General features: G+C 46.0%; 15 protein-coding genes and 1 riboswitch. Of the genes, 8 read left to right on the top strand and 7 right to left on the bottom strand.

Annotation, left to right across the window (positions count from 1 at the left end):
• Positions 1-39: 39 nt before the first annotated feature.
• Entirely contained in the window at positions 40-867 is an 828-nt protein-coding gene (locus MZO41_RS09720; RefSeq protein ID WP_003642119.1) for a LysR family transcriptional regulator, read from the bottom strand.
• Positions 868-983: 116 nt separating this feature from the next.
• On the opposite strand from MZO41_RS09720, the gene MZO41_RS09715 reads away from it, so the two are divergent.
• Positions 984-1,994 carry a YeiH family protein gene (locus tag MZO41_RS09715; protein ID WP_013355871.1) on the top strand — a complete coding sequence of 337 codons (1,011 nt, stop codon included), beginning with the start codon at positions 984-986 and terminating at the stop codon, positions 1,992-1,994.
• A gap of 83 nt (positions 1,995-2,077) precedes the next feature.
• Positions 2,078-2,641, top strand: coding sequence for a GNAT family N-acetyltransferase (locus tag MZO41_RS09710; protein WP_015825853.1), 564 nt, complete (start codon positions 2,078-2,080; stop codon positions 2,639-2,641).
• Positions 2,642-2,699: 58 nt separating this feature from the next.
• Here the strand turns inward: MZO41_RS09710 and MZO41_RS09705 are convergent, their stop codons facing one another.
• Positions 2,700-3,200 (bottom strand): DUF4811 domain-containing protein, encoded by a 501-nt coding sequence (locus MZO41_RS09705; protein ID WP_003644815.1) that lies wholly within the window; start codon positions 3,198-3,200, stop codon positions 2,700-2,702.
• A complete protein-coding gene (locus MZO41_RS09700; protein ID WP_011101931.1) occupies positions 3,197-4,681 on the bottom strand; it encodes an MDR family MFS transporter in 1,485 nt (494 codons plus the stop codon). Before MZO41_RS09700 ends, MZO41_RS09705 begins: the two co-directional genes overlap by 4 nt.
• Positions 4,682-4,894: 213 nt before the next feature.
• On the opposite strand from MZO41_RS09700, the gene MZO41_RS09695 reads away from it, so the two are divergent.
• From MZO41_RS09695 to MZO41_RS09685, 3 genes are all read left to right on the top strand, one after another.
• A complete protein-coding gene (locus MZO41_RS09695; protein WP_003644813.1) occupies positions 4,895-5,557 on the top strand; it encodes an HAD family hydrolase in 663 nt (220 codons plus the stop codon).
• Between the two features lie 118 nt (positions 5,558-5,675).
• Positions 5,676-6,863 carry an MFS transporter gene (locus MZO41_RS09690; RefSeq protein ID WP_013355869.1) on the top strand — a complete coding sequence of 396 codons (1,188 nt, stop codon included), beginning with the start codon at positions 5,676-5,678 and terminating at the stop codon, positions 6,861-6,863.
• Between the two features lie 1,056 nt (positions 6,864-7,919).
• Positions 7,920-9,320, top strand: a complete 1,401-nt coding sequence (locus MZO41_RS09685) for an aspartate ammonia-lyase (protein ID WP_011101929.1) — start codon at positions 7,920-7,922, stop codon at positions 9,318-9,320.
• A gap of 262 nt (positions 9,321-9,582) precedes the next feature.
• Here the strand turns inward: MZO41_RS09685 and MZO41_RS09680 are convergent, their stop codons facing one another.
• Positions 9,583-10,509 carry an AEC family transporter gene (locus MZO41_RS09680; protein WP_058906786.1) on the bottom strand — a complete coding sequence of 309 codons (927 nt, stop codon included), beginning with the start codon at positions 10,507-10,509 and terminating at the stop codon, positions 9,583-9,585.
• Positions 10,510-10,577: 68 nt separating this feature from the next.
• Positions 10,578-11,255 (bottom strand): YczE/YyaS/YitT family protein, encoded by a 678-nt coding sequence (locus tag MZO41_RS09675; protein ID WP_021355942.1) that lies wholly within the window; start codon positions 11,253-11,255, stop codon positions 10,578-10,580.
• A gap of 195 nt (positions 11,256-11,450) precedes the next feature.
• Here MZO41_RS09675 and MZO41_RS09670 point away from each other — a divergent pair, with 195 nt between their 5' ends.
• Complete coding sequence (locus tag MZO41_RS09670) at positions 11,451-12,617, top strand: cation:proton antiporter (RefSeq protein WP_022638700.1); 1,167 nt, start codon at positions 11,451-11,453, stop codon at positions 12,615-12,617.
• A gap of 63 nt (positions 12,618-12,680) precedes the next feature.
• Here MZO41_RS09670 and MZO41_RS09665 read toward each other — a convergent pair whose 3' ends face one another.
• Positions 12,681-13,220, bottom strand: a complete 540-nt coding sequence (locus MZO41_RS09665) for a dihydrofolate reductase family protein (protein ID WP_013355866.1) — start codon at positions 13,218-13,220, stop codon at positions 12,681-12,683.
• 355 nt (positions 13,221-13,575) lie between these two features.
• A riboswitch (PreQ1 riboswitch) is annotated at positions 13,576-13,620 on the top strand.
• Between the two features lie 20 nt (positions 13,621-13,640).
• Between MZO41_RS09665 and MZO41_RS09660 the strand changes: the two genes are divergently transcribed.
• Positions 13,641-14,621, top strand: coding sequence for a nucleoside hydrolase (locus tag MZO41_RS09660; protein WP_013355865.1), 981 nt, complete (start codon positions 13,641-13,643; stop codon positions 14,619-14,621).
• Complete coding sequence (locus MZO41_RS09655) at positions 14,618-15,169, top strand: ECF transporter S component (protein WP_013355864.1); 552 nt, start codon at positions 14,618-14,620, stop codon at positions 15,167-15,169. Before MZO41_RS09660 ends, MZO41_RS09655 begins: the two co-directional genes overlap by 4 nt.
• Positions 15,170-15,396: 227 nt before the next feature.
• Here the strand turns inward: MZO41_RS09655 and MZO41_RS09650 are convergent, their stop codons facing one another.
• A complete protein-coding gene (locus tag MZO41_RS09650; protein ID WP_003642105.1) occupies positions 15,397-16,077 on the bottom strand; it encodes an ABC transporter ATP-binding protein in 681 nt (226 codons plus the stop codon).
• Positions 16,078-16,079 lie beyond the last annotated feature (2 nt).

Raw genomic sequence — 16,079 nt, 5'->3', positions numbered from 1 at the left:
GCTAATGTCAAAAAGACCTAATAACAACGGCGGGGATCGCTAATCTGACCACGTTGTTAGGTACTGGGTAATTGCAGTCTGTACGGGGCGCAGTGCCGCTGCCGGTTGCGTGTTAGTCAGTAAAAAGAATTGGCGTTGGTAATGAGCACTTAGCTGTTCGATGGGAATCTCGTTGCTTAAAACGTGACGTGAAATAATTGTTTGGCCGATACCATGAGCGAGGAGGTCCGCGATGATTTGGTTACTGTGGATGACCATGACTTGTGCTGGCTGAATGTTGCGGGCTTTTAAAAAGGCGTTGGTATAATGACGCACACCGGAATTAGGTTCACGTAGCAGCCAGAGGGGACTGGCAAAGTCGCCCGCATGGACGAGCTCATCGTGACCAAATGGCAAGCGATTGAGCTGGTCAGTAACGAGTGGCTTTTCAACTAAACCAAAGTCCAGTTTGTGTTGGGACATAGCGGTCAAAATTTCGGCCGAATTGGCAAGCGTCACTTGAAAGTCAAAGCGATCACTGACGGCACTCAAATTGGCTAATAAGGTGGGTAGAATCAGACGCCCGGTTGTGTGTGAGGCACCAATCCGGCAAGGAACTTTCACTAAGTGGCGTGGTGATTGCACCGCTGTTTTGGTAGCGGCCCAAGTTGTTAACAGCTTTTGAGCCTGTTGATAGAGGAGCTGACCACTGGCAGTAGGAACGATTTCTTGGCGCCCGTTACGTGTTAAGAGCGTGGTTTGTAAATCGGCTTCAAGTTGTTTGATTTGTGTTGAGACGGTCGGCTGGGAAATAAAAAGTTGCTCGGCGGCATGGGAGAAGTTGCGAGTTTCGTATACCGCACAGAACGTTTCCAATTGTTTAAACATTGTGTTCACCCCTAACTATTATGTTTATTAATAGTAACTATCATAATAATTTATTTCTCAAATGTAAATAACTTTCGTATACTTAAAAGCATCGAGATAGAGATGGGAGAAAGCGAATGAAGGTCAAAGGGATTTTACCGGGGTTAGTGACCAGTCTGGTCATTGCAATTATTAGTCAAGGATTGGCGCAATTTGTGCCAGCGTTAGGTGCGGCTACTATCGCGATTCTATTAGGAATCATTGGTGGCAATACGTTTCTGAAACAACCGCAACTTGGTCGGGGGACTAAGTTCGCAGAAAGTAAGCTGTTGGAATATTCCGTGATGTTGCTCGGTGCGACGATGACGGTACAGACAATTGGCAAAATTGGTGGGTTCGGCGTGCTCTTTATTCTTTGCCAAATGACGATTACGATCGTTGGGGCTTTGTGGTTAGGGCGTAAGCTGGGTTTCAGCCAGTCGGTACGTATGCTGATGGCCGGCGGTAACGCCGTGTGTGGGTCGTCGGCGATTGCATCAATCGCACCCGTTATTGACGCGGATGAAGATGATAAGGGGACTGTCATTACCTTAGTTAACTTGATGGGGACAGTGCTGATGTTAACGTTACCGGTCTTAGGAATGGCCGTGTTTGGTGGCAGTGTCATTCTTAAAGGGGCGTTGATTGGGGGAACTTTACAATCAGTTGGGCAGGTGGTGGCCGCAGCTAGTATGGTTAATCAAACAACGGTTCAATTTGCAACGATTTTCAAAATTATGCGGATTATGATGCTAGTCGTCGTTGTTTTGATTTTTGGCCGGTTACACCAACGCACGATTGAAAATGAATTGGCTGAGGATGCTGTCGTCAGTGGTAATGGGAACGGTCATTGGTTACCATGGTACGTGGCCGGGTTCTTAATCTTATGTGCATTGAATAGCTTGATTTCGTTACCAGCAATTATTGGCGCAACGGCTCATACAATCAGTAGTTGGTTTGAAATCATTGCGTTAGCAGCTATCGGGTTACGTTTGAATCTTGTTAACTTTATGAAAGCTGGCAAGCGCTTAGCACTGTATGGTTTAGGCGTGGGGACGATTCAGGTCGTCAGCGCCTTGATTTTAATTACGTTATTACTGCAACATTAATTGGGTTTTGAGACACTTAAATCGCAATCATGGTTAATCATTCAATTAATCATGATTGCGATTTTTCATCTAAGAGAGTAGGAATGTTCATGCTAACTTATCGAGTCACACCAGCGATTGAATTGCGAGAACCGCTACCCCAAAGCGATGCGCCGGCATTACTAGCATTATTAACCGCTAATCGTGCGCAGTATCAGTATTATTTGCCATGGGTGGCTAAAATTCAAACGGTGGCGGATGAACAACGCTTTTTAACTTTTGCACAAGCTCAGTTACAACAAGCGCAAGCGCTCAACCTAGTCATTGTCGTTGAACAACGGGTTGCGGGAATGGTTAGCTGTGACCACTTCGATGATAACGACCACAGTGCCAACATCGGCTATTGGTTGGGACGACCATTTCAGGGACGCGGCGTCATGACGGCAGCCGTCCGTGGCGTTTGTGACTTGGGTTTTAATCAGTATCATCGGCAATGTTTGCGGATTCGTGCGGCGGTGGACAATCAGGCAAGCAATGCGGTGGCGCAACGGACGGGCTTTGACTTTTTGATTCAGCATCCAGGTGGTCAGCACTTATTGGATGGCGATCATGATGAGAATGTGTATCAGGTTTCAGCGGTTGATTGGCTGGCGAAGCGCCACAAGTGATGACGATTAAACAAAATAAAACTGACTAGCCAAGATGGTTAGTCAGTTTTATTAACATCTAATTTTTAACTGTCACCACTTGCCACGTCTTAGGAATTGTAAACAAATATTGGCGTTGAACAATTTTTGTCTTGGTATTTCCTAGGCTGAATAACACGTGTGTCAGGTGATTTTTGAACTGCCAAGTCGTGGTCTTTAGTTGAACCTGCGCGGGTGAACCGCTAGTCAGTTTAGTTGTTGTGGTGGTTGCGGTCACCGTGTGACTGACTTTAGTGGCGGCTGCAACCCGGTAACTGATGACGCGTTCAGACCCTGTTCCGAGTTGCTGGACCCGCAACGCTACTTGTTTGGATTTTAGCGGGGCTAAGTCTTGAATCTGCGTGCGGGTGACCTCGTGCATGCCCCAATGGTAATTGTCGTTTAGGACGAGGGCGATGAGGCTAGTGGCAATAATGAGGCCACTAATGATAATGGCAATGAGACGGTTACGGCCTGCCGGTGAAAAAATCATCGTGCCAGCAAAGACAAAGGTTGCCAGAATTAGTAAGACAATGATCATGCGGCATCATCCTCCTGACTAATGGTTTTTGAATGATTGGCTTTTAAGAAGAAGGTAATCCCAAAGCCAATCGCACAAAAAATGAGTGAGACAACGAACGCCATGTGATAACCAGTTAAGGTTGCGGTGATTCCGTCCTGACGGTATTTCAAAGGTGCCTGTGTCAGTAATTGATGTCCCGGCATTTGCCACTTAGCGACGCTGGAGTAGACACTGATTAAAACGGCCGTCCCCATTGAAGCTGCGACTTGACGTAGGGTGTTGTTGGCGGCGGTCCCATGGGAAATCAGCCGGAAAGGTAACGCATTGATCCCGGTCGTTGTGACGGGCATGGTAACCATGGTCAGGCCAAACATCCGAATGGCGTAAACAACGATGATCCATAAGATTGGGGTCGTGGCACTAATTGATAGGAAGAAAGCAGTTCCTAGCGTTAGGAGTAACATCCCCGTCATTGCTAGTCTGCGGGCACCGATATGGTCAAAGATGCGACCAGTAATGGGGCTCATAATCCCCATCATGATTGCGCCAGGTAATAAAATCAATCCAGAGTCCATTGCTGAACGACCGAGGACCGTTTGAATATACATTGGCAAAATCATTTCGACGCCCATCATAGCCATGTAAGCGAGGGCGGTCAGGATTGCGGATAGGGTGAAAGCCGGAATCTTAAAGACACGTAATTCCAATAATGGCTGATCCATGTGAAGTTGCCGCCAGACGAATAGACCAATGAAAATCAGACCAATGACTAAAGTTGTGAGAACGACTGGGTCGCCCCAACCAGCATTACCAACGGATGAAAAACCGTATAACATACTGCCAAAACCAATTGTTGAGATCAAGACTGACCACCAATCAATTGGTTGTTTGGAAGTTGGTAAGACTTTCCGCAAAGTGAAGAATGAAACGATGATGACTAGGATATTGATTGGCAGGATGAATAAGAAGAGTGCCCGCCAGGAATAGTTATCAATAATCCAGCCAGAGAGTGTCGGTCCGATGGCGGGTGCTAAGCCAATAACAATTCCGGCTGTCCCCATTGCGGAACCCCGTTTTTCGGGTGGATAAACTGAAGACATGATTGTTTGAAACACTGGGGCGGAAATTCCGACGCCCATTGCTTGAATCATTCGGGCAATCAGCAACATCTGAAAGTTGACGGCAAAGTACGCCAGCGTAGTTCCCAGACCAAAAATAAGCATGGCTGTTAAGTACAAATACTTGGAATTGATTCGGGTCAGCAACCAGGCACTGACGGGAATCATAATTCCCATGATTAACATGAAACCAGTGGTCAACCACTGAACGGCGGTTGCTGAAATATGAAAATCGGCCATTAACGTTGGAAAAGCTGTCGTTAATAGTGTTTGGGTAATGAAGGTGGTGAACGTCCCGACAAGTAAAGTCAATACAAGCCAAGTCCGGTGATAGGGCTGGCCGTTGGCATCAAGCGGCAACGTTGAATTTTGAGTTGGCATAATACCGTCCTTTCTTTTATAAATTCTGTAATAATGCACAATCAATAAGTATATCACGATGCAAGTCCTAGTCCTATTAATTGGTACCGGGGCGGTCTGCTGAGTGTTCGGTGTCGTGGTAAAATAAAATAGATAATATTAGTTAATTTGTGGTGAGTCGTGCTAATAATAGTCAGCACAATTCATCGACATTCAGTAAGGAAGCTAAAAAATATGACCAAAAAATATTTAACATTTGATTGTTACGGGACGTTAATTAATACTGAGCCGCTGTATCAATGGGTGGCTAATTTAGGATTGGCGGTTGGTTTAGACCCACTAACGGTTCGCAAAGCCTACGCGACTTATGAGGACGATCCTGCCAGTGTCAATCCTTATCTAGATTATTCAACATTAGTCCGGGCTGATCTTAAGCATTTAGATCGATTGTTTGAACAGAGACACTTCTTTGAAAGTCATTACGTTGAATGCTTGGAAGTGCAACGACACTTATTACCATACGCCGATGTTATACCGACCTTAACAGCGTGGCAGCAATTGGGCTATCAATTGATTATTATGTCGAATTCTTCCTGGGATATTATGCCGGCCAACATTGCTGCTTTAAAGGTGCCGTTCACAGCGGTTGTTACGGCTGAAGACGTTCAAGCTTACAAACCAGCGTTAGCTTTCTTTGAAACGGTTCAAGAGCGTTTTAAGTTAACAGCAGATAATCATTGGCATATTGCACGTGGCTATGAATCCGATGTTGTTCCAGCCAGTGCTATGCAGTGGCCGATGATTTGGATTAATCGTGATCAGCGACAACCGACTAGTTCTGAACGGCCGACCCATATGGTTACTGATTTGGCCGCTGCTAAGCAGTGGGTTAACTAGGCGTGCGCGGTAGTGTCCCCGTTGATCAACAGTTAAAACACTGGTTGATCATCAGGGTTGAACAAGCTTTCTAATTTTGACTAAGCTGTTAAATCTCAAAATTGGAAAGGAAATTAACGTGAATTCAAAATCTTTAAATAAAAGTACGGTCCTATTAATGGCGATCTCCGCGGCCATTGTAGTGGCTAATATTAATTATATTCAACCGATTGAGGCGGACATTGCGCAACAGTTTAATCTCCCAAACGCCGTTATTGGCGCGGTGGCAATGCTGACGCAGTTAGGCTATGCCTTCGGGTTGCTCTTAATTGTACCCATGGGTGATATCATGAATCGCCGAATGTTGATTATGCGCTTACTGGTACTCGCAATCATTTCAGCGTTACTAGCCTTCGTGGCTCCCAATATTTGGGTGTACGCCTTGGCAAGCTTACTGATTGGGATAACCTCGGTGGCACCACAAGTTATTATTCCGTACGCCGGCTTTCTCGCACCTCGTAATCAGCGTGGTCAAGTCTTGGGCAACGTCCTGAGTGGCTTGCTCGTGGGGGTTCTCTTGTCACGAACTGTCAGTGGGGTACTTGCGAGCTATTTGCCTTGGCAGATGGTCTATCTGATTGCCGCTATCTTGATTGCAGGATTGTGGCTCGTCTTGTGGCGAAAATTACCGCATGATCCCGTGACGACACATACCACGAATTATAAAGCCATGATTCAGACAGTACCTCAGTTAGTAAAACGCTATCCGGTTTTGCGAGCGTCGGCTGTTAACGGATTTGTCTTGTTTGGTGTTTCTAATATTTTCTGGGCAACACTCGTCTTTTACTTGCAACATCAATACGGGTGGGGAAGTCGTGAAGCTGGTCTGCTTGCGTTGCTAGGTGTTACCGGTGTGTTAGCAGCCCCTTTAATTGGCCGTCTAGCTGATCGTTTTCGGCCCCGAACGATTATCGGCTTGGGTCTAGTGTTATCAACATTAGCCTACGTAGTGTTTTGGCTGAGTGGTACGCATTTGGTGGGGTTAATTATTGGTATTGTCATTCTTGATTTAGGTACTCAATTCGGGCAGGTCGCGAATCAGACACGGATTCAAAGCATCGATGTCCATGCCAGTAGCCGTTTCAATTCGGTATTCATGTTTGGCTACTTCATGGGTGGCGCCCTAGGTTCATTTTGTGGCAACGTCTTATGGGATTTAGCTGGTTGGAACGGCGTCTGCGGGTTAGCGGTCGTCGTGTTAATGATTGGCTTTTATGCCCACTTTGTTCATTATCCACGGGTGGTGACACGACAAGCGCAATATTAGCAGTGTATTAGTTAATCGGTCATGAATCATGATTAAAACGTGTCAAGTTTAGATTGTTGTTCGTCAGCCGGTGTGCGTCCTATTCCGACCTCTGGGGCTGGGTGACAATTGCTGGAACGCAGCCGACGTCGATTTGAGCTAACGCATAACCTGCGTCATCTCAAATACGAGTCTTATTCTAAGCCGGAAGAAAATCACTTCCGACTAAGAATAATTTGGCTACTGAGCATTGTCACCCAGCCCCTACAGTCGGGAACCCGCTCGAATGGCTAATGAACGGCCACTTAACTTAGCACAATCTGTTGTTGGCTATTTGATACGGGAACTTTAAACGAAACGTTAGGGTTGTATTAACCACTTTGTCGAGACGGCCAATTATTACGATGTTGATTGAGGAATAGTGAGACATCCTAATATCATTTTCACCCTGACAGTTGATTGATAAAATTATTGTTTATGAAAAACAATGACGAATTTACCAAAAGTTGGGTACGCACATGTCCGCCATTCGAACACTGTCCCGACTGGAAGGCGTTTCGGCCAATGCTCAGCGGTGAAATTCCACTTAGCAAGCGTCCTTGGCTTGGTTAGTGGAAGACCAGTATTTAAGACGTGGGCTTCGGCTTAAATCTGTGTCCACCGCGTTCCAGCAATTGGCAGAAATGCCTGGAAGTCGGCGTAGGACGAACTTGAAAAGCATGTTTACGCCCACTCGCACCTATTTCCAGCGGTTTTTAGCTGGCCGTTTTTGAACTTAAAAAACGACACGTTTTAATCATGATTAATCCTAAAATGACTAGCACGATACCTGTTGTTAAGTAGGCTGTTGATGTTTGTGTAATAACTTAATGATTGGTATAGGCGCTGGCAGTAGGGGACAGTTAATTAATATGAAGTATGCTGATGATGAGCTTAATGAATATTAACCATAATTGGCGTTGAACTTAATATTAGTCGTAAATCAATTAAAAGGATTGTATTTCAGAGAAAATGGTCTAAACTCTAATTATTCATGTTAGAAGATGTAACATGAAATCTAAATAAGAGGGTTTTGCTATGCGAATTGAAGCTGATTGTATTGGTAAGTTAGCTGTTCCGGATGATGCTTTGTATGGAATTCATACGTTACGTGCCGTTCATAATTTTCCGATTACGACGGAATTGATGCATCCACTGATCATGCAAAGTCTCGTTCAAATCAAGAAAGCGGCGGCCAGTGTGAATGCGGCTGCCGGAACTTTGTCTAATGATAAGGCACACGCCATTATTGCGGCATGTAATCAGTTACTACTGGGGCGTTACGCGGATAACTTCATTGTGCCAGCGATTCAGGGGGGTGCTGGGACCTCGGCTAACATGAACGTCAATGAAGTGGTGGCTAATTTGGCTCACCGGTTGATGCCGGCAGTTGCCGTTCATCCCAATGATGATGTTAATCAATCACAATCAACCAATGATACTTTTCCAACGGCCGGTAAAATGGCGCTTTGCATGCAACTCCCAGGACTATTAACGGCACTCAGCCGGTTGGTACAAACGTTACTGGTTAAATCGCAGCGTTATCAAGATGCCATCAAAGTTGGCCGAACTCAGCTTGAAGATGCGGTACCGACGACGTACGGGCGGACCTTTCATGCTTATTACCAATTATTCAAGCGTGATTTGACCCGTGTACGGCAGGCGGGCGAACATCTCCGAATCGTAAATTTGGGTGGGACTGCAATCGGTACCGGCATCAACGCGACTCACACGTATCAACAGCAGATTTTAGTGAAATTAAATCAAAATACTGATTTAGATTTAGTAGCCGCACCAGACTTGATCGATGCAACGCAAAACTGCGATTTGTTCGTGGAATTCTCTGCGGCCATGAAGACGTTAGCCGTTGACCTTTCCAAGTTTAGCAATGACTTAAGATTACTGGCGAGCGGCCCACAAGCTGGCTTTGGTGAATTGAATTTGCCCGCGCAGCAAGCAGGCTCTTCTATTATGCCAGGTAAAATCAATCCGGTTATTCCGGAGGTTGTTAACCAAGTTGCGTTTGAAGTGATTGGTCACGACACGACGGTAACAATGGCAGCGGAAGCGGGCCAATTGGAATTAAACGCTTTTGAGCCAATTATGTTACGGGCATTGCTAGCCAGTGAGCAGCATTTACAGCAGGCCTTGACTACATTAGTCGATCACTGTGTGCGGCAATTGACGGTCAATCGCCAACGCTGTGCAGATCAAGTGGCACATTCGGCCATTACGGCAACTGTTTTGGCGCCATACCTTGGTTACGAGACGACTACCGCGCTGATTAAAGAAGCGCTCACCACTAACCAAGCAATTCCTGAATTATTACATCGACGTCGCTTGCTTAGCGATGATTTGGTCGAGCAGCTGTTTTCACCGGCCGGACTAACTCAGCCACGCCCAGAGGTTATTGAACAACTACGAGCGGTTGCAAAGTAGCCACTGTTTTGCAGTGCAATTTATGGCTGAGATAGGCTAGTGCTGAAGGTTGACACCAGCCAGTTTAGAGCCAATGGACGTCGCACGACTTAGCACAACCCAAAGTTAGCGCGCTTTCTGCCAATTGCTAAAACGCAGTGGATCCAAGTTTAAGCCGTATCTCAAATGCTAGTCATTAAAAATGAGTCACCAGAATGAAAAATTCTGATGGCTCATTTTTAGTTGCCGTTTACTTAGTCTTAACTAAAAGCAGCGAGGCACATTAGTGTAAGTTGACCAAAGCAAAGACGATTGGAATGGTAACGACACTTAGAATCGTTGAGATGCTCATTAGAGCAACGGCTGGCCCGGGATCACCGTGGACTTTGAGCGAGAACAAGACGACGATTCCGGCGACTGGGCAAGCAGCCATTAACACTGTGGTGAATAATGGGATGCCAGTGATACCCATTAGCTGGAGGACAACAATCGCCAAGTATGGAAACAATAAATTGCGCAATAAGATGACTAACCAAAGACGTTTATCGAGTGTCGCACGGTTAAGTTTAACGTCTGCCAAACTATTCCCAATAACGATCATGGACAGGGGTGTGTTGACCGAACTGACATATTTAATAGCGCTATTGGCAATCGTTGGCAGTTGCAGCGAGGTTACGAAAATCAGTAGCCCAACAACAATGGCGATGATATTCGGATTAAAGACGATCTGTTTAAGATTATCCCGCCGATTGCCCTGTTGTCCGGTGAAGAGGGTGATACCGTGAGTCCAGCTAAAAATATTGAAGGCCGCTAACGAGGCAACAGCATAGAATACGCCAGTTGCACCGAATAGGGAGCTGGTTAATGGAATCCCCATAAAACCGGCATTAGAATATACGGCACCGTAACGCATAATGCGACGCAAATTCTGGTCAGAGACACGTTTGAATAGTAATTGCGTCACAATGATCATGAGCACATAAATGATCACAATTCCAGCAATGACCCGGGCTAACATTTGTAAGCGGTCGGCTGAAAATGTCTTTTCAAAGGCTTGAATAATCAAGCAAGGTGACACAATGTATAACAGGATGTTGGTTAAATCAGTTGAAGTCTGGGCATGCATGAAGCTGAGCTTGTTAACGAGCAGGCCGACGAGCATGAGAATGAACATCAAAATGATTTGACTAGTTAGTTGCGTTAAATTCATTTACTTCAGTCCAATAAATTAGAATACTCTCATTATTGAGGTTTGGCCTGAACTTTGTCAAGATTCATTTAGGCCGGATGATGCGCCTGGACAATATCCACGTGATGTTTGAGATGGGGAAAAACATGATGATCAGACCACCCCATGATGGCACCTTGAGCAATTAAGGCAAAGGCCGTCCCGAAGCCAATGGCACGCAAATGACCTGTGGCGAAGAATGAAACGATGATAATCGTCAGAGGTGGCAAATAACTGGTCCACTGGGCAATGATAGCGGAACCATGTAAAAACCGAAAGCGTAAGATATACGATAAATCATCGTTCGGATGCTGAATTAAATTACAACGCTGGTAAATCGAGACGGCGGCCGCAACGCCTAATAGCCCCAGCACGTTTAGAATCAAGCGTGGTAACAGGGGCAGGGCGGGAATCTGTAGCCAATCCCAAAAGTAGCCGATAAATTGGACCAGGTAACTAAAGGGCACGATATAGAGCAAGTTGGAGATAAACCGCCGCCGATCAAAGTGACCTAACAGAAGTTGGTTGAGAATCGTGACAACCACACCGTACAGTAATAAGGTGGTTCCTAATGAAATATGGGTCCAGTCAGCTAGATTAACGCTGGAGCCAGTCCAGACGGCGCTACCTAGGCTGGTGGCGATGGTGAGCGCGTTGGCAGCAGAATTCAGAATAATGGAAAAGACTAAAAAACCAAAACGTTGACGAAAATCAGGAATGTTCAACACGACTAAGCGACCTTTCAGTTAACAGTATATGAGTTATTATAACCGCTTTCATAAGTAGATGTCACGGCTAGACTCATAAAAATATGCTATACTAATTGCACAATAGATTTTACGGTTGAAGGACACTTCAAGAATTCGGACTACTTTTGGGTTGGGTAGTCAGAGCTTGCAGTGCCCTTTTTTAGGAGGTTTTTAATGGATTACGTTGGTAGTTTAGCGTTGATTTTAATTGTTACGGCGGTTGCGGGTCACCTGAGTGTCCGAATGGGCCTACCCGCGGTGATTGGCCAATTGTTAAGTGGAATTATACTTGGTCCAGCCGTATTAGGTTGGGTCTCAGCAACAAGTTTTATCAAAGACTTCGCGGAGCTTGGCGTGATTATTTTAATGTTCATGGCCGGCTTAGAGAGCGATTTAAAATTGCTGAAGAAGTATTGGCGTCCTAGTTTGTTAGTTGCGGTCCTGGGGGTCATTCTACCCGTTGCGGTGATTGACTGGTGTAGCCAACTATTTCACCTTAACGCCACTGAAAGTTTGTTCTTGGGCGTAACCTTCGCGGCCACATCGGTTTCGATTTCAGTCGCGGTTCTCAAAGAGTTAGGCGCCCTCGATGGTAAAGAAGGGACGACGATTTTAGGTGCAGCGGTCGTTGATGACGTCCTGGCTGTTTTGATTCTGAGTTTGATGATCAGCTTATTTGGCAGTGAAGTCAGTGGTGGCGGTAGTCATGCCTCAACCAACTTGGGACTCTCGCTGGCGATTCAGTTGGCGTTCTTTGTGGCGCTGTACTTTGTGGTCAAGTGGGTGGTGCCACATTTAATGGCCGTGGGGAATGCCCTACTGGTTCCAACCTCCATCACGCTGATGTCACTAGTGATTTGTTTTGGACTCTCATACTTAGCGGACGCAATCGGTTTAAGTGCTGTGATTGGCGCGTTCTTTGCCGGTATCGCCGTTGGTCAGACGGACTATCATGAAGTTATCGATGAGCATATTCAACCCATTGGTAATGCTGTATTTATCCCAGTCTTTTTCGTTAGTATTGGGCTGAATATGTCATTCAATGGTTTCCTGAACGATTTTTGGTTCATCGCTGTGATTACCGTTGCGGCAATTGCCACTAAGATCATTGGTGCCGGGGTCGGCGCACGGTTGGCGGGTTTTAATTGGTTAAGCGGCTATGAGATTGGCGCCGGCATGGTGTCACGTGGGGAGATGGCCCTGATCATTGCACAGATTGGTTATCAAGGCAAATTACTATCAGCTGATCGTTATTCGGCAGTCATCACGGCAATCATTTTAACGACGCTGATTGCACCACTATTACTTCGTCAGGCGGTTAAACGCCAACGTGAAGCTTAAAGCAATTGAAAATCCCAACTTGTTTGCGTGTTGCAAACGGGCTGGGATTTTTTAATCACGACATTATTCAGTTGTTAAACGTTGATAGTGGACTTCGGCGAGCTGACCATATCGATTGGTGTCAACTAATTCAAAGCGCTGTTGCTGGTCAATTGCTTTAAATAAGGGAATACCATCACCCAAAATGACTGGTGCAATCTGGATGTAGAGCTCATCAACTAAATCCGCAGCTAACAGCGGCATTAAGACGCCAGCACCGCCAACAATCCAAATATTTTTGCCAGCGGTACGGCGCAAGTCTTCGACGATCTTCGTGACGGGGGTATTGGTGAACTGGGTGCGTTCATCGCCGGTGTGGGGGTGGGAAGTCATGACAATATTGTGGGTCGCCGGATTATATGGATTAATGAGTTGATCAGTGGTTTGTTCCATCGTGTATTCGTAAGTATGGCGGCCCATGATGGCGGTATCAACTTGCTGCATAAATGCTTCGGTGGGGGCATCGTTGGCACCAGCTGTTTTGAACAGCCAGTCCAGCCGATTATCCTTGGTGGCTAAACAACCGTCAATTGAAACGGCCCCATAAAACTGAACTTTACGCATGATTCGACACCTACTTTATCTTTAGTAGTCATATTGTACCATGTTTTCCGGTCATTCACTTGATGAACTCTGGTAAAAGTTCAGTAACATAATTAAATAATTGGTTCGAAATGGGAGGTGGGGAACTACTTAAGGTGTCGCTGGGAGCGTATGAATACTGCAAATAATGATGTTGTGGGGCTAATGGGGATGAGTATGCACAGTGGGTTAAGCAGGTCGTGGTGATTATTGTCAGAGAGGTAGCATCGGCCATCAAGATGTGAGTCGAAGTAACGATTGGTGGTTTTCAAGGGCCCCACCGTCCGCTATAATTGGATTAGCATTTCATCACATACAGTTTGACCTAATTAGGCGAGCTGGCCTGGTTCGTAAACTTCCCAGGATAAAAAACCAAGAACTTCAGTTATCGGAGGTAAGAGAATGAATGCGACGCGTAACGTTATTATTGACTGTGATCCCGGGATCGATGATAGTTTAGCACTATTATTGGCGCTTAAATCACCGGCACTTAATGTGATTGGGATTACAATTGTTTGTGGGAACGTGCCAACCCATATCGGTGCGGAAAATGCACTGAAAATTTTAGATTTGGCTGACCGATTGGATATTCCAGTCTATTTGGGCGCTAATCGCCCATTGGAAGTCGCCTACACGAGTGCGCAAGACACCCACGGCGATGATGGCTTAGGGAATAGTCAGATTCCAGCGGTAACGGCGGTACGACCGATTCAAGATGCCGCTGGTTTTATTGAAGAGACGCTGATTGAAGCACCTGATACTTCGATTTTAGCGTTGGGACCGTTGACGAACATTGCAACGGTACTGCAACGTGATCCACGCTTATTTGAACAAGTCGATCAATTTACACTGATGGGTGGAAGTTATCGGAGTCACGGTAATTGTTCGCCAGTGGCTGAATACAACTTCTGGTGTGACCCGGATGCGGCCAAGGTCGTCTTTGACTTGATGCCTGTTCCCATTCAGATGGTTGGTTTAGACGTCACGCGTAACATCGTGTTGACACCCAGTTTATTAACGTATATTAAAGACGTCAATCCAGCAATGGGGGCTTTTGTTGAGAAAATTACAACCTTTTATTTTGACTTTCATTGGGAATATGAACGGGTTATTGGTTGTGTGATCAATGATCCGTTGGCCGTGGCCGGAATGCTTGACCCAACGATTCTGAGTGGCTTTGAAAGCTACACGACGGTTGTGACGGATGGTGTCGCGCGTGGGCAGTCAATCGTGGATGATCATGATTTCTGGCACAACACACCCAATAGTCAAATCATGACGAAGGTTGACGTCGTAGCTTTTTGGCGGTTGTTCTTAACGACTGTGGTCGGTGCGGCTGATCCTGATTTAACGCAAGTCTTGCACCAATTGGTGAGTGCATGAAGAGAATAAAGACGCGGGCAATTACGTTATTGGCGCTCTGCATTGCCCTGAATATTGTTGGCAGTAACATTGCCTTGATGTTAAAATTACCGATTTATTTAGATTCAATTGGTACCGTTTTGGCTGCTGCTGTGTTTGGACCACTGGGTGGGATGTTGGCCGGGGGTGCCACCGGAGTTATCGTGGGTGTGACGACAGACCTGTACTCGCTGTTCTTTATGCCCGTTCAACTGCTGACTGGGTTAGTTGCTGGTCTGCTATATCGGCGAATCAAGCCGGGCACGTGGCGGTCAAATTGGTGGTTAGCTGGTGTTATTTCACTTCCCGGAACACTTTTATCCACGGCGATTACGGTCATCTTATTTCATGGCATCACGTCGTCTGGTTCGAGCATGCTAGTCCAATTATTATTAGGTACCGGTATGGGCAAAACGATGGCTGTCTTCTTGATACAAGTGGGAACGGATTATTTAGATCGGTTTATCACGGTGTACGTGGTCGCACTTGTTTACCGTGCATTGCGATATAAATTACCGCAAGCTAATTAGTTGAACGGATGACTTGATGTCGGATGACCAAATCTAAGCATGTTTACGCTAACCGCACTTTTTCCAGCGGGCCGAAGCTGGCTGTTTTTGAGCTTGGCAAATTCTAGTTTTCGATTCGTAGTATCTGATGAGTCGTGTGAATATGAACAGTAAAAATGACCTCACAGGAACATTCCTGGCGAGGTCATTTTTACTGTTATGAGGTTAAAGTGCAGTGGTCAGTGGCACTACGAGTCGCGGCGACTCATCTTACCATCTTCAATTTGATAGACCACGTCACAGTCATCAATCAGCCGTTGGTCATGGGTCACCATTACGATGGCCTTTTGGTGCTGATGAGCTTCGTTGGCGAGGCGCTTGACGACGTCGATGGAGCGGGGCGTGTCCAGGCTGGCGGTCGGTTCATCTGCGAGAATGACGCTTGGATCATTGTAAAGAGCACGGGCGATGGCAACACGTTGGCGTTCACCACCGGAGAGGTCACTTGGGTAGGCATCCCGAACTTCAGTAAGGGCTAACTCTGCTAGTAATTCATCGGTGCCTGCTTGATCAAATTTGCGCCGGGCCATTTTATCGACGAGCTTGAACTGTTCACGAACCGTCAGGAATGGAATCAGATTGGAACTCTGCAAGATAAAGCCAATTTCATTGAAACGGTAGGCTAAGCGCTGTTTTTCCGTTTGATTCGATAGTGGTTGTCCGTTCAGAATAACTTGACCACTTGTTGGCGTTTGTAAACCGGCAGCAATCGTCAAAAAGGTGGATTTACCCGAGCCAGAGGGGCCGATAATCGCGACGAATTGGCCAGCACTGACTTCGAAATTGGCATCAGTCAAAGCGTTAACAGCGGTATGACCGTGACCAAATTGTTTATTAATATTTTGTAAGGCTAAAACTGGTTGACTCATTG

This window comes from Lactiplantibacillus sp. C232, assembly GCF_023806725.1.
GTDB lineage: Bacteria > Bacillota > Bacilli > Lactobacillales > Lactobacillaceae > Lactiplantibacillus > Lactiplantibacillus plantarum.
This window is presented reverse-complemented; position numbering and strand designations above follow the sequence as displayed.

Excerpts from the sequence above, each read along its gene's own strand:
- MZO41_RS09720 (WP_003642119.1), bottom strand. The coding sequence starts at position 867 with ATGTTTAAACAATTGGAAACGTTCTGTGCGGTATACGAAACTCGCAAC.
- MZO41_RS09715 (WP_013355871.1), top strand. The coding sequence starts at position 984 with ATGAAGGTCAAAGGGATTTTACCGGGGTTAGTGACCAGTCTGGTCATT.
- MZO41_RS09710 (WP_015825853.1), top strand. The coding sequence starts at position 2,078 with ATGTTCATGCTAACTTATCGAGTCACACCAGCGATTGAATTGCGAGAA.
- MZO41_RS09705 (WP_003644815.1), bottom strand. The coding sequence starts at position 3,200 with ATGATCATTGTCTTACTAATTCTGGCAACCTTTGTCTTTGCTGGCACG.
- MZO41_RS09700 (WP_011101931.1), bottom strand. The coding sequence starts at position 4,681 with ATGCCAACTCAAAATTCAACGTTGCCGCTTGATGCCAACGGCCAGCCC.
- MZO41_RS09695 (WP_003644813.1), top strand. The coding sequence starts at position 4,895 with ATGACCAAAAAATATTTAACATTTGATTGTTACGGGACGTTAATTAAT.
- MZO41_RS09685 (WP_011101929.1), top strand. The coding sequence starts at position 7,920 with ATGCGAATTGAAGCTGATTGTATTGGTAAGTTAGCTGTTCCGGATGAT.
- MZO41_RS09680 (WP_058906786.1), bottom strand. The coding sequence starts at position 10,509 with ATGAATTTAACGCAACTAACTAGTCAAATCATTTTGATGTTCATTCTC.
- MZO41_RS09670 (WP_022638700.1), top strand. The coding sequence starts at position 11,451 with ATGGATTACGTTGGTAGTTTAGCGTTGATTTTAATTGTTACGGCGGTT.
- MZO41_RS09665 (WP_013355866.1), bottom strand. The coding sequence starts at position 13,220 with ATGCGTAAAGTTCAGTTTTATGGGGCCGTTTCAATTGACGGTTGTTTA.
- MZO41_RS09660 (WP_013355865.1), top strand. The coding sequence starts at position 13,641 with ATGAATGCGACGCGTAACGTTATTATTGACTGTGATCCCGGGATCGAT.
- MZO41_RS09655 (WP_013355864.1), top strand. The coding sequence starts at position 14,618 with ATGAAGAGAATAAAGACGCGGGCAATTACGTTATTGGCGCTCTGCATT.
- MZO41_RS09650 (WP_003642105.1), bottom strand. The coding sequence starts at position 16,077 with ATGAGTCAACCAGTTTTAGCCTTACAAAATATTAATAAACAATTTGGT.